The organism is Kitasatospora sp. NPDC053308 (assembly GCF_055585785.1).
In genome coordinates this window covers 1-12,996 of record NZ_JBVJJY010000029.1, presented here as the reverse complement: position 1 = coordinate 12,996, position 12,996 = coordinate 1, and the positions used below count along the sequence as shown (strand labels likewise).

Annotated in this window: 13 protein-coding genes, 1 pseudogene and 1 riboswitch; of the genes and pseudogenes, 6 read left to right on the top strand and 8 right to left on the bottom strand. The window is 72.0% G+C overall.

Annotation, left to right across the window (positions count from 1 at the left end; genetic code table 11):
- Positions 1-32 precede the first annotated feature (32 nt).
- On the top strand, positions 33-671 hold the full coding sequence (locus tag ACZ6Y7_RS35370) for an HD domain-containing protein (RefSeq protein ID WP_465762054.1): 639 nt from the start codon (positions 33-35) through the stop codon (positions 669-671).
- Here the strand turns inward: ACZ6Y7_RS35370 and ACZ6Y7_RS35365 are convergent.
- The 5 genes from ACZ6Y7_RS35365 to thrC form a co-directional block, all read right to left on the bottom strand.
- A complete protein-coding gene (locus ACZ6Y7_RS35365) occupies positions 668-1,024 on the bottom strand; it encodes a hypothetical protein (protein ID WP_465762053.1) in 357 nt (118 codons plus the stop codon). The two genes, ACZ6Y7_RS35370 and ACZ6Y7_RS35365, sit on opposite strands and share 4 nt — an antisense overlap.
- 112 nt (positions 1,025-1,136) lie before the next feature.
- The gene (gene groL / locus ACZ6Y7_RS35360; protein ID WP_465762052.1) at positions 1,137-2,759 is read right to left on the bottom strand and encodes a chaperonin GroEL; all 1,623 of its coding nucleotides are present in this window, start codon (positions 2,757-2,759) and stop codon (positions 1,137-1,139) included.
- Positions 2,760-3,081: 322 nt separating this feature from the next.
- The gene (locus ACZ6Y7_RS35355; protein WP_030057071.1) at positions 3,082-3,285 is read right to left on the bottom strand and encodes a cold-shock protein; all 204 of its coding nucleotides are present in this window, start codon (positions 3,283-3,285) and stop codon (positions 3,082-3,084) included.
- Between the two features lie 536 nt (positions 3,286-3,821).
- On the bottom strand, positions 3,822-4,100 hold the full coding sequence (locus ACZ6Y7_RS35350; protein ID WP_465762051.1) for a MoaD/ThiS family protein: 279 nt from the start codon (positions 4,098-4,100) through the stop codon (positions 3,822-3,824).
- A gap of 26 nt (positions 4,101-4,126) precedes the next feature.
- Positions 4,127-5,407: a threonine synthase gene (gene thrC, locus ACZ6Y7_RS35345; protein WP_465762050.1), complete on the bottom strand. Its 1,281-nt coding sequence runs from the start codon at positions 5,405-5,407 to the stop codon at positions 4,127-4,129.
- A 16-nt stretch (positions 5,408-5,423) separates the two neighbouring features.
- A riboswitch (SAM riboswitch) is annotated at positions 5,424-5,559 on the bottom strand.
- Between the two features lie 147 nt (positions 5,560-5,706).
- Here thrC and ACZ6Y7_RS35340 point away from each other — a divergent pair.
- A complete protein-coding gene (locus tag ACZ6Y7_RS35340; RefSeq protein ID WP_465762049.1) occupies positions 5,707-6,711 on the top strand; it encodes a glucosyl-3-phosphoglycerate synthase in 1,005 nt (334 codons plus the stop codon).
- 38 nt (positions 6,712-6,749) lie between these two features.
- Positions 6,750-8,261, top strand: a complete 1,512-nt coding sequence (locus ACZ6Y7_RS35335; protein WP_465762048.1) for an alpha,alpha-trehalose-phosphate synthase (UDP-forming) — start codon at positions 6,750-6,752, stop codon at positions 8,259-8,261.
- Here the strand turns inward: ACZ6Y7_RS35335 and otsB are convergent.
- On the bottom strand, positions 8,248-9,087 hold the full coding sequence (gene otsB, locus ACZ6Y7_RS35330) for a trehalose-phosphatase (protein WP_465762047.1): 840 nt from the start codon (positions 9,085-9,087) through the stop codon (positions 8,248-8,250). The genes ACZ6Y7_RS35335 and otsB overlap by 14 nt on opposite strands.
- 342 nt (positions 9,088-9,429) lie before the next feature.
- On the bottom strand, positions 9,430-9,657 hold the full coding sequence (locus ACZ6Y7_RS35325; RefSeq protein ID WP_402227064.1) for a DUF3263 domain-containing protein: 228 nt from the start codon (positions 9,655-9,657) through the stop codon (positions 9,430-9,432).
- A gap of 126 nt (positions 9,658-9,783) precedes the next feature.
- Here ACZ6Y7_RS35325 and ACZ6Y7_RS35320 point away from each other — a divergent pair, with 126 nt between their 5' ends.
- Complete coding sequence (locus tag ACZ6Y7_RS35320) at positions 9,784-10,143, top strand: cupin domain-containing protein (RefSeq protein WP_465762046.1); 360 nt, start codon at positions 9,784-9,786, stop codon at positions 10,141-10,143.
- 106 nt (positions 10,144-10,249) lie between these two features.
- On the opposite strand, the gene ACZ6Y7_RS35315 is transcribed toward ACZ6Y7_RS35320, so the two are convergent.
- A complete protein-coding gene (locus ACZ6Y7_RS35315) occupies positions 10,250-11,533 on the bottom strand; it encodes an extracellular solute-binding protein (RefSeq protein WP_465762045.1) in 1,284 nt (427 codons plus the stop codon).
- 337 nt (positions 11,534-11,870) lie between these two features.
- Here ACZ6Y7_RS35315 and ACZ6Y7_RS35310 point away from each other — a divergent pair, with 337 nt between their 5' ends.
- On the top strand, positions 11,871-12,818 hold the full coding sequence (locus ACZ6Y7_RS35310) for an ROK family protein (RefSeq protein WP_465762044.1): 948 nt from the start codon (positions 11,871-11,873) through the stop codon (positions 12,816-12,818).
- Positions 12,815-12,996, top strand: a pseudogene (locus ACZ6Y7_RS35305) (N-acetylglucosamine-6-phosphate deacetylase); the annotation flags it as partial. The gene ACZ6Y7_RS35310 and the pseudogene ACZ6Y7_RS35305, both read left to right, overlap by 4 nt.

Here is a 12,996-nt window from a genome sequence, read left to right as displayed (position 1 = left end):
GTCCACCGGAACCACCGGACACAATGGCCCCCATGCCCACGCCGAACGACGACCTGCTCACCGCCTGGACCGCCCTGCTGCACCGCTGCGGCGCCACCCCCGACCCGGAGCCGTACGGCCGGGAGCTGCTGCGCCGCTGGTCCGAGCCGCAGCGCCGCTACCACACCACCGACCACCTGCGCGCGGTCCTGCGGCACGTCGACGACCTCGCCGGACACGCCGCCGACCCGGAGGCCGTCCGGCTCGCGGCCTGGTTCCACGACGCCGTCTACCGCCCCGACCGCACCGAGAACGAGGAGCGCAGCGCCGCCCTGGCCGTCCGCGCGCTGACCGCCGCCGGCCTGCCCGCCGAGCGCGTCGCCGAGGTCGAGCGCCTCGTCCTGCTCACCGTCAGCCACGACCCGGCGCCCGGGGACCGCGACGGCGAGGTGCTCTGCGACGCGGACCTCGCCGTCCTCGGCGGCACCCCCGAGGCGTACGCGCGCTACGCGGCGGCCGTCCGCGAGGAGTACGGCTTCGTCCCCGAGCCGGACTTCCGGGCCGGCCGCGCCGCCGTCCTGCGGCAGCTCCTGGCGCTGCCCGCGCTCTACCGCACCCCCACCGCCCGCGAGCGCTTCACGGCGGCCGCCCGCGCCAACCTGACGGCCGAACTCCACGACCTGACCGTCTAGACCAGCTCCCCCACCGGCGCCACCACCGCGCCCCGCTTGCCGCACACCCAGTGCGGTTCCGGCCCCAACTCCGGCTCCACGCTGAGCGCGTGCGGGTCGCCGTCGGCCGCACAGACGGTGCACAGCGGCCACCGCCCGTACGCCTCCAGCAGCGCGTCCTGGACGTCCTGGGCGACCAGCCCGAGCACGTACTCGGTGCCGTCCGGCCATTGCTCCAGCCACCAGCGCCGGTGGGTGACGGCCTGCTCCACCAGGGAGACGACGGCGGCGTCCGCCACGTCCCGCGCGGTGAGGTCGGCCAGGATCAGTGCCCGTGCGGTGTGCAGGGCGGTCTCGATGTCGTCAGCAGCCATCCGTCCATCCTCCCCGCAACTCCCCCGAACGCCGAAACGCCGCGTGGGCGGCCCCCCGAAGGGAACCGCCCACGCGGACGAGGTCCTGCCGATCCGATCGAAGCGATCAGGATCAGAAGTCCATGTCACCGCCCGGCATGCCGCCGCCGGCGGCCGCGGCGGCCTTCTCCGGCTTGTCGGCGATGACGGCCTCGGTGGTGAGGAACAGCGCCGCGATGGAGGCGGCGTTCTGCAGCGCGGAGCGGGTGACCTTGGCCGGGTCGATGATGCCCGCGGCGACCAGGTCGACGTACTCGTTGGTGGCGGCGTTCAGGCCGTGACCGGCGGGGAGGTTGCGCACCTTCTCCACCACGACGCCACCCTCCAGGCCGGCGTTGGTCGCGATCTGCTTGATCGGGGCCTCCAGCGCGACCTTGACGATGTTGGCACCGGTGGCCTCGTCGCCCTCCAGCTCCAGCTTGTCGAAGGCGACACCGGCCTGCAGCAGGGCGACGCCACCACCGGCGACGATGCCCTCCTCGACGGCGGCCTTGGCGTTGCGGACGGCGTCCTCGATGCGGTGCTTGCGCTCCTTGAGCTCCACCTCGGTGGCCGCGCCGGCCTTGATGACGGCCACGCCGCCGGCCAGCTTGGCGAGGCGCTCCTGCAGCTTCTCGCGGTCGTAGTCCGAGTCGCTGTTCTCGATCTCGGCGCGGATCTGGTTCACGCGGCCCGCGACCTGCTCGCTGTCGCCGCCACCGTCGACGATGGTGGTCTCGTCCTTGGTGATGACCACCTTGCGGGCGGTGCCCAGCAGGTCGATGCCGGCGTTCTCCAGCTTGAGGCCGACCTCCTCGGAGATCACGGTGCCACCGGTGAGGATGGCGATGTCGCCGAGCATGGCCTTGCGGCGGTCGCCGAAGCCCGGGGCCTTGACGGCGACGGACTTGAAGGTGCCGCGGATCTTGTTCACGACCAGGGTCGACAGGGCCTCGCCCTCGACGTCCTCGGCGATGATGACGAGCGGCTTGCCGCTCTGCATGACCTTCTCCAGCAGCGGGAGCAGGTCCTTGACGGCGCCGATCTTGGAGTTGGCGATGAGGATGTACGGGTCCTCGAAGGTCGCCTCCATGCGCTCCAGGTCGGTGGCGAAGTAGGCGGAGATGTAGCCCTTGTCGAAGCGCATGCCCTCGGTGAGCTCGAGCTCCAGGCCGAAGGTGTTGCTCTCCTCGACGGTGATGACGCCTTCCTTGCCGACCTTGTCCATGGCCTCGGCGATCAGCTCGCCGATCTGGGTGTCGGCGGCGGAGATGGAGGCGGTGGAGGCGATCTGCTCCTTGGTCTCCACGTCCTTGGCCTGGGCCAGCAGCTGGTCCGAGACGGCGGCGACGGCCTTCTCGATGCCGCGCTTCAGGGCCATCGGGTTGGCGCCGGCGGCGACGTTGCGCAGACCCTCGCGAACCAGGGCCTGGGCGAGCACGGTGGCGGTGGTGGTGCCGTCACCCGCGACGTCGTCCGTCTTCTTGGCGACCTCCTTGACGAGCTCCGCACCGATCTTCTCGTACGGGTCCTCGAGCTCGATCTCCTTGGCGATGGAGACACCGTCGTTGGTGATCGTGGGGGCGCCCCACTTCTTCTCCAGCACGACGTTGCGACCCTTGGGGCCGAGCGTGACCTTCACTGCGTCGGCGAGCTGGTTCATGCCACGCTCAAGGCCGCGGCGAGCTTCCTCATCAAAGGCGATGATCTTGGCCATCAGAAGTGGTCCTCCGGGACACGGTCGACTGCTCGGACCAAGGGGTGCCCGCGACGGACGGCCCTGGTGCGCGGAGGTCCATTCCCTGCCGCTCCCGGGGGCCTCACCGACCCGGTCCGCTGTCACTCTCACACTGTGAGTGCTAACGCCAATGATTAGCACTCCGGGTGGTCGAGTGCAAGCCCAATGGGCAACCCGCGAGCCGTCCCCGGGGGCGCCCGGGAACGCCGACGGGCCCGTACGACACGTGTCGTACGGGCCCGTCGAGAAGCGAGTGGTCACCAGCCGTAGGGCCGCGCCGAGCTCCTGGGGTCGGAAGGGGTCAGCCCGCGGCGCGGACCATGTCCGCCTGCGGGCCCTTCTGTCCCTGAGAGATCTCGAACTCGACCCGCTGGCCCTCCTCGAGGGTGCGGTAGCCGTCCATCTGGATCGCGCTGTAGTGGACGAAGACGTCCGCACCACCGTCGACCGCGATGAAGCCGTAGCCCTTCTCCGCGTTGAACCACTTGACGGTGCCCTGAGCCATTCCGAACTCCCCTAGTGCTGTGCTGGCCCTTCACGGTCCCGCAGGTCGCGGGCCCGGGTTGGTTTGAAGGCCGGCCCGGGGAACCCCCCCTGGGCGCAGCCGTGCACGCCGCAACCCACCGCGCGGAGCGCCGGGCGGCCTCCGGTGAGCGGGTGATTGCGTCGACCGCCGCTGAATGTATCCGGACCGACGCCCTCTGCAACAGGGTCAACGGCCGGTAATTCCGCCGCCGCAGCAAGGGACAGGACGGGCCGAATCGGGAAGATCTCGGCATTTAACGCCGGACATAGCGGACGAATTACCCAAATCCCCACGGGAATTCTGACACCGGCCTGACAGGTTTCCCGGGCCGGTCTCACCGTCCGGACGCCTTCCGGCGGGACGCGCGCGGGGCCGAGAGGGAACCCCTGTTCCCAACCGAGCGACACTCTACTCCGACTCCACCCGTAAATATTCCCGCCGGAATGCAACGGGCCGCCCGCAGGTACGGAAAACGGAATTCCGTACGCGCGGGCGGCCGAATGGCGGGGAGCGGCTCAGCAGCCTCCGGCCACCGCCGGAATGATCGAGATGCCGGCGCCGTCCTCGATCTCGGTCGCCAGGCCCTCGGCGAAGCGCACGTCGTCGTCGTTCACGTAGACGTTGACGAAGCGGCGCAGCTTGCCGGTGTCGTCCAGGATGCGGGCGGAGATGCCCGCGTGGTTCTTCTCCAGGTCGGCGATGACCTCCGCCAGGGTGGCGCCCTCGGCGGTCACCTCGGCGGCGCCGCCGGTGTAGGTGCGCAGGATGGTCGGGATGCGGACGGTGGCGCTCATGGCTCTCCTTGCGGGGTGGGGGTGGGTCAGGCGGACGCGAGGCCGGCGGCGCGGAAGGAGTCCAGCGTCGGGCGGATGACGGCGCTCATCCCGGCGTCGGCGACGGCGTCCAGGGTCTTCAGGCCGTCGCCGGTGTTGATCGCGACGGTCTCCTTGGCCGGATCCAGCTGCCCGGTCTCGACCAGCTTCTTCAGCACGCCGACCGTCACCCCGCCCGCGGTCTCGGCGAAGATGCCCTCGGTCCGCGCCAGCAGCCGGATCGCCGCCACGACCTCGGCGTCCGTGACGTCCTCCACCGCACCGCCAGTCCGGCGGGCGATGTCCAGCACGTACGGGCCGTCGGCCGGGTTGCCGATGGCCAGCGACTTGGCGATGGTGTCCGGCTTGACCGGCTTGATCACGTCCCGGCCGGCCTTGAAGGCGGCCGAAACCGGCGAGCAGCCCTCGGCCTGGGCGCCGAAGACCCGGTACGGCCGGTCCTCGACCAGTCCGAGCTTGATCAGCTCCTGCAGCCCCTTGTCGATCTTCGTCAGCTGCGAGCCCGAGGCGATCGGGATCACGATCTGCTCGGGGAGCCGCCAGCCGAGCTGCTCGCAGATCTCGTACGCCAGCGTCTTGGAGCCCTCGCCGTAGTACGGCCGCAGGTTGACGTTGACGAAGCCCCAGCCCTCGCCGGCCGGGTCCCCGATCAGCTCCGAGCAGAACCGGTTCACGTCGTCGTAGTTGCCCTCGATGCCGACCAGCTCGCCGCCGTACACCCCGGCCATCACGACCTTGCCCTGCTCCAGGTCGTGCGGGATGAACACGCAGGACCGGAACCCGGCCCGGGCGGCCGCCGCGCCCACCGCACCGGCCAGGTTGCCGGTGGAGGAGCAGGACAGCGTGGTGTAACCGAACGCCCGCGCCGCCTCGATCGCGCACGCGACCACGCGGTCCTTGAAGGAGTGCGTCGGGTTCCCGGAGTCGTCCTTGATGTGCAGCGGCGCGGTGAAGCCGAGCTCCCGGCCCAGGTTGTCCGCCTTCACCAGCGGGGTCCAGCCCGGGTTGAGGTTGGGCTTCGAGGCCACGTCGGCCGGCACCGGCAGCAGCGGCGCGTAGCGCCAGATCGAGGTCGGACCGGCCTCGATCCGCTTGCGCAGCTCCTCGGCGCCCGCGCTGCCGAACTCGTAGGCGATCTCCAGCGGGCCGAAGCACTCCAGGCACGCGAAGCTGGGACCGAGCGGGAATCGGGTTCCGCACTCCCGACAGGACAGGGCGGCGGCCGGGCCGAGGTCCACGGAAACGGGTGCGGCGGTGTCGATAGCCATGATGGCGAGGCCTCTCTCCTCATCTTCCCCGCGGCGCGGTCGCGCCACAGGCCGGAATTGGCACCTGTCCCGCCGGGGCCTGTCGACGACAGCCGCGCGGGAAGGTTGCCGGGACGTCAACGGGCCGTTCCCTCAGTCCCTCTGGATGAGCTTGTGAAATTGTGGTGGTGCTCAACGGTGACCCCGGCGTGCGAAGGTCCGACCGCTGTACGAAGACTGTATCCGAAGGCGTCAATCCTGAACGGGACCGTCCGCCACGCGAGATGAGCCGTCCCACCCGACCCGCCGAGGAGACTTCCGTGCCCGCCCAACCGACCCCCGAGCTCCTCCCGCAGGCGGCGTCCTGGCTGCGCCGGCGCTCCTGGAGCGCGGCCGACCGGCCGGTCCGCACCCTCCTCGCGGCCAAGGAACGCACCGGGCGCACGGTCAGCGTCGTCCTCCCCGCCCTGGACGAGGAGGCCACCGTCGGCGACATCGTCCGCACCGTCCGCCGCGAGCTGATGGAACGCCTCCCGCTGGTCGACGAACTCGTCGTGGTCGACTCCGGCTCCACCGACGCCACCGCCGCCGTCGCCGCCGAGGCCGGCGCCCGGGTCGAGCACCGCGACGCCATCCTGCCCCGGCTGCCCGCCGCCCCCGGCAAGGGCGAGGTGCTCTGGCGCTCGCTGCTGGTCACCCGCGGCGACATCGTCTGCTTCGTCGACGCCGACCTGCGCGAGTTCGACCCCGCCTTCGTCTCCGGGACCATCGGCCCGCTGCTCACCGACGAGTCCATCCAGCTGGTCAAGGCCATGTACGACCGCCCCCTAGAGACCGACTCGGGCGCCGTCGTCCCGGCCGGCGGCGGCCGCGTCACCGAACTCGTCGCCCGACCCCTCCTCAACCTCCACTGGCCGGAGCTCGCCGGTTTCGTCCAGCCCCTCGGCGGTGAGTACGCGGCCCGCCGCTCACTGCTCGAACGGCTGCCCTTCCCCACCGGCTACGGCGTCGAACTCGGCCTGCTGGTCGACGCGCTGGAGCTGGTCGGACTGGACGCCCTGGCCCAGGTCGACGTCGGCGTCCGGCACCACCGCCACCAGGACAGCCAGGCCCTCGGCCGGATGGCCGCCACCATCTACCGCACCGCCCTGGAACGCCTCGACCGCACCCACCGCCTCAAGGCCTCCGCCGACCTCGTCCGCCCCGAGCTCACCCAGTTCACCCGCGACCCCGACACCCGCTCCTTCACCGGCCACACCCACCCCATCACCGCCCTGGAACGCCCCCCCATGCACACCGTCCCCGAATACGCCACCCACCGCTGACGGGTTTGCCACCCCGGAGCCCCGGCAACATCCCAACCATGGGCGATCTCACGACCGAACGTTCGAGTGCGACCGGCACCGCCCCCGTCCTGGTGGCTTCCAACCGGGGACCGGTGTCGTTCAGTACGGCCGACGACGGCACGCTGACCCTGCGACGCGGCGGCGGCGGGCTGGTCTCAGGCCTCTCCGCGATCGACGACCCGAACGCCGTCTGGGTCTGCGCGGCCCTGAACGACGCCGACCGCAGAGCCGCCGCCCAAGCCCCCGACGGCCGCCTGGACCTGGCCGGCCACGACGTCGGCGGGCAGGCCGTCCGCATGCTGGACATCGACGCCGAGACCTTCGCCCGCGCCTACAACGGCGTCGCCAACTCCACCCTGTGGTTCGTCCACCACCTGCTCTACGCGACGCCCACCGCACCCGCCTTCGACGCCGACTTCCGCACCGAATGGGCCGCCTACCAGGCCTACAACCGCGCCTTCGCCGACGCGCTGGCCGCCGAAGCCGCCCCGAACGCCGCCGTCCTGATCCAGGACTACCACCTCTCCCTCACCCCGGCCCTGCTCCGCGAAGCCCGTCCCGACCTGCGGATCGGCCACTTCTCGCACACCCCCTGGGCCCCGCCCGAGTACTACCGGCTGCTCCCGGACGACATCGCCCGCGCCGTCCTCACCGGCATCCTGGGCGCCGACCGGGCCGGCTTCCTCACCGAACGCTGGGCCCGCGCCTTCGCCGCCTGCTGCCAGGACCTCCTGGGCGCCACGGTCGACCACGAGGCGCTCACCGTCACCCTCCCCCGGCCTTCGGCCGGGGGGACCCTCGTCGACCACACCACCCGCCTCGGCGTCCACGCCCTCGGCGCCGACGCCGACTTCCTGCGCGAGCGCGCCCACCGCCCCGACGTGGACGAACGCCTCACCGCCCTGCGCGCCTCCGTCGGCGACCGCCGCACCATCGTCCGGGTCGACCGCACCGAGCTGAGCAAGAACATCGTCCGCGGCCTCCAGGCCTACCGGCACCTGCTCCGCACCCGCCCCGAGTGGCACGACCGGGTGGTCCACATCGCCTTCGCCTACCCGTCCCGTACCGACCTGGCCGAGTACCGGACCTACACGGCCGCCGTCCGGGACCTGGCCGAGGCCATCAACGCCGAGTTCGCCACCCCCACCTGGCAGCCGTTGATCCTGCACGTCAACGACGACTTCCCGCGCTCCCTCGCCGCCTACCGCCTGGCCGACGTCGCCCTCGTGAACCCCATCCGGGACGGCATGAACCTGGTGGCCAAGGAAGTCCCGGTGGTCTCCGACCGCGGCTGCGCCCTGGTCCTCTCCCGCGAGGCCGGCGCCCACACCGAGCTCAAGGACGACGCCCTCACGGTCAACCCCTACGACGTGATCGCCACCGCCGAAGCCCTGCACACCGCCCTCACGATGCCCGAGGAGGAGCGCGCCGACCGCACCAAGCGCCTCGCGGCGGCGGCCACCGCGCTCCCCCCGCAGCAGTGGTTCCTCGACCAGCTCAACGCGCTGGGCCCGCTCAGCTCCCCGTGAGGGCCTCCCCCAGCGCCCTCAACAGCTCCACCACCCCGGCCGGCCCCGCGACCACCAGGTCCGCGCGGTCGGCCAACTCCTTCACCGGCGCGTCCCCCACCGCCCCGCTGCACACCAGCAGCCCGGCCAGCCCCTCGCCCCGCAACTGCTCCACCGCCGCGAAGGCCGCCAGATCGCCCAGGTCGTCCCCCGCGTACAACACCGACCGGGCACCCCGCTCCCGCAGGAACCCGGTCAGCGCCGCCCCCTTGTCCACCCCCGGCGGCCGCAGCTCCAGCACCAGCCGCCCGGGCTCCACCACCAGCCCGTACGCAGCGGCCAGCTCCGCCACCGGCGCCCGCAACGACTCCAACGCCGCCTCCGGCGCCGCCGTACGCCGGGTGTGCACCGCCACCGAGCGCCCCTTGTCCTCCACCCACACCCCGTCGGGCGCCCCCACCCGCGCCAACACCTCCGGCAAGGCCTCCCGCACACCCGCCACCCCCGGATGCACCTCCGGCGCCGTCACCACACCCCCCTCCCACCGCTCCGCCCCGTAGTGCCCCAGCACCACCACCCCCGGCACCCCCGCCAACCCCCCGTACTCCACCGCCAACGCCGCCGGCCGCCCCGTCACCACCACCACGGCCCCCACCGCCGGCGCCAGCACCCGCAACGCCCCCGCCACCCCCGGATGCGCCCTGGCCCGACTCGGATCCGCCACGATCGGCGCCAACGTCCCGTCGAAGTCCAACCCCACCACCGCATCCCGAGGCTCCCGCAGGATCGCCCGCACCCCATCCCGCCCAGCCTCGGTCCCCGGCACCCACACGTCTTCGAATCCCATACCGAACCCCCTACCCCACAGGCCCCCAGCCCCAAAGCCCCCACCCAAAAACAACCCCCACCCCCAGCACCCCCCACCCACCCACTCACATCCACACCCACCCCACCTCCCCCTCACCCGCCCCCGCGAGAGGGACGCGCTGCGGAAGGGGCGGCGCAGGGGGTGGCCCGGAGAGGGGCGTTGCGGGTGATTTTCAGACTGCCAACGGCCCCCACCCCCGCAGAACAGAGTCGGCAGTCTGAAAATCATCCAGCCCCTCGGAGCGGCCACCCCCGGAGCCGCCCCGGCACCCACCCTCCCGAGAGCACCCACCCACACACCACCCCCCGCGCCAGCGGACCCTCATCGAGCCCCCCGCCGCCCCTCCCTCACCCGCCGCAACCGATTCACCAACACCGGCGCATGCGCCAACGCCTCCTCCCGATCCAGCAAGGCGTTCAGCAGCTGGTAGTACCGCGTCGAAGACAGCCCCAGTTCCTCCCGGATCGCCCGCTCCTTCGCCCCCGCCGTCCGCCACTGCCGCCCCTCCAGCGCCAGCACCGCCCGGTCCCGCTCACTCAGTTCACCCACCACACGCACCTCCGCCTGAACACCTCCCCCGAACACACCGCCCACTACGGACTGTCATTCTCCCGCCCGCCCCCGACACAGACTGCTCATCCCACCGCGCCCCCGCCCCCGGCTAACGTCACCCCCATGACCACGCCCACCACCCCCAGCTTCGCCCTGCACATCCCCACCGCCGACCTCGGCCCCGACCCGCTCGACCCGTCCCAGATCGTCTCCGGCACCCCCGAGGTCACCGGCAAGGTCCTCTCCGAGTCCCCCGACGGCCGTCAGCTGCGCGGGATCTGGCAGATCACCCCGGGCGTGGTCACCGACGTCGAGGCCGACGAGATGTTCGTGGTGCTCAGCGGCCGCGCCACCATCGAGGTCGAGGACGGCCCGACCCTGGAGGTGGGCCCGGGCGACTGCGCCGTCCTCCGCGAGGGCGACCGCACCACCTGGACGATCCACGAAACCCTCCGCAAGGCCTACGCCATCACGCTCCCCTGACCCACCCCCCTGACCACCCCCCACCCCCACCCGCACCCGCACCCGCACCCGAGAACGCCGAAGGCCCGGTCCGGGGACTCCCCGGACCGGGCCCACGGAACCCGCGCTACTGCTGCCGAACCCGCGCCGCCTCCTTGACCGCCGCGTCCTGCAACCCGCCGAGCACCAGCTTCGGGTCCGTGGTCACCGCCTGCCCGATCCCCGCCTTGATCTGGTTGCTGACCTGCCCCCAGGCCGGGTCCCCGAACGGGTAGAAGCTCGCGTTGGCGAGCCCGGCCGCGAACTGCTTGAGGGCCGCGTGCTTCGGGTCCGTCGACATCTGGTTGAACGCGTCCTGGGTGACCGGCAGCAGGTTGTACTGCTCGTCGAACTTCAGCTGGTTGTCCTGGCTGTAGACGAACGACAGGAACTTCTTGATCTCGTTCTTGTGCCCGTTCTTCTTGAACGCCATCATCCAGTCGGCGACCCCGAGGCTCCCGGTGCGCCCCAGGCCGTCCTTCTTGGGGATCGGTGCCGTCCCGAAGTCGATGTTCCCGGCGGTGGCCATCCGCAGCAGCGTCGGGTGCCCGTTCAGCATCGCGACCTTCCCGGCCGCGAAGTCCTGGAACACCGGGGTGCGGTTCATCTTCCCCGGGTCCGGGTACGTCAGCCCGGGGCTCACCAGGTTGTTCTTGAGCCAGCTGAAGGTCGCCTGGTTCTGGGGGCTGTCGATGGTGTAGTTGCCGACGTCGTCGGAGAGGCTCCCGCCACCGCTGAGCGTCCACAGCATGGATTCGGCCGGCGCCTCCTCCGGCCCCAGCGGAAGCCCGTACGGGATCACCCCGGGCACCTTGGCCTTGATCTTCTCCGCGTCCTGCTTGAGTTCGCTCCACGTGGTGGGCGGCTGCGCGATCCCGGCCTGCCGGAACACCGCCTTGTTGTAGAAGAGCACCCGCGACGAGGAGACGAACGGGATCCCGTACTGCTTGCCGAGCACCTGACCGGCGTGCGCGAAGGTGTCCAGCATGTTCGCCTGGGTGTCCATCGAGAGGACGTCCGCCGCCGGGTACAGCCGGTCCGCCGCGGCCTGGTCCGCGAAGCCGCCGCTCTGCAGCAGGTCCGGCGAGGCGCCGGCCGCGATCATGTCCTCGACCTTCTTGCCGATCTCGGTCCAGCTGTCGACCTCGACGCTGACCTTGATCCCGGGGTTGGCCGCCTCGAAGGCCTTGGCGACGCCGTCCCAGTAGTGCTTGGAGTTGGTCTCCTGGCTCTCCCCGTAGTCCGCGGCGACCAGTTTGAGGGTGACGGTCCCGTCGCCCTGCCCGCTGCACGCGCCGACCGCGCCGAGTGCCAGTGCTCCGGCCAGCACACTGCCGAGCACACGGGTGGGAACGTGGACGCGCCTGTTCAACGCGGGTACCGCCTTAGGGGAAGAACTGCCGCCGGTACGAGGGAATCCGGCAGGGGAGAGGCGCCACACTGCCAAATCCGCCGACCAGTGGTCCACACCACTGGGCCACCCCGCCCCAGTAGTTACCGAAGTGCCCGGAGTCGTTGCACGATGCGCAACACCCCCGCTCGTCCCGCCCCCGCCCCGGACTCCACCCGGACTCCACCCGGCCCCACCCCGGACGCGCCCCCGAGCGCGGAACCCGCTTCCGCGGCTGCGACAAAGCTCACCCGCATGGACCAGACCAATCCGACAACTGGACTAGACCTCTTCAACCCGCCAGGGGAAACTGTCCTCCGTGAAGCACGTCATCGCACTCGATGTAGGCGGCACCGGCATGAAGGCCGCGCTGCTCGCCCAGGACGGCTCCGTGCTGTTCGAGGCACGCCGACCGACCGGGCGGGAGCACGGCACCGACGCCGTCGTCGCCGCCATCCTCGACTTCGCCACCGACCTGGCGGAGGAGGGCCGCCGCCGCTTCGGCGTCGCCCCGCTCGCGGCCGGCGTCGCCGTCCCCGGCACGATCGACGAGAAGAACGGCGTCGCGGTCTTCTCCGCCAACCTCGGCTGGCGGGACCTCCCGCTGCGCAAGCTCCTCGGCGAGCGCCTGGCCGGCCCTGAGGGCACCGCGATGCCGGTGGCCCTCGGCCACGACGTGCGTTCGGGCGGCCTGGCCGAGGGCCGGCTCGGCGCCGGCCGGGGCGTCGACCGCTTCCTGTTCATCGCCCTCGGCACCGGCATCGCCGGCGCCATCGGCATCGGCGGCCGGATCGAGGCCGGCGCGCACGGCTACGGCGGCGAGATCGGCCACGTCGTGGTCCGCCCGGGCGGCCCGCCGTGCGGCTGCGGCGCCCGCGGCTGCCTGGAGACGCTGGCTTCCGCCTCCGCCGTCTCCCGCGCCTGGGCCGAGGCCAGCGGCGACCCCGACGCCGACGCGGCGTCCTGTGCCGCCGCGGTGGACGCCGGGGACGACCGCGCCCTCGCCGTCTGGCGGCGGGCCGTCGACGCCCTGGCGGACGGCATCATCCTCGCCCAGAGCCTGCTCGACCCGTCCACGGTGATCGTCGGAGGCGGGCTGGCCGAGGCCGGTGACACGCTCTTCGCCCCGCTGCGCACGGCGGTGACCGAGCGTCTGACGTTCCAGATGCCCCCGAAGGTCGTACCCGCCATGCTCAAAGACACCGCCGCGTCCCTGGGCGCGGGCCTGCTCGCCTGGGATCTGCTCTCGATGGAGGTGACCGCGTGACCGCCGCGGACCGTGACCGTACTGCCCTGGCCGGAGCCCGTCTGGTGCTGCCCGGCGGCGTCGTCGAGGGTGACCGCCTGGCCGTCGAGGGCGACCGCATCGCGGCCGTCGCGAGCGGGGCGGCCGAGCCCGGCGACCTCGACCTCACCGGCCACACCGTCGTCCCCGGCTTCGTGGA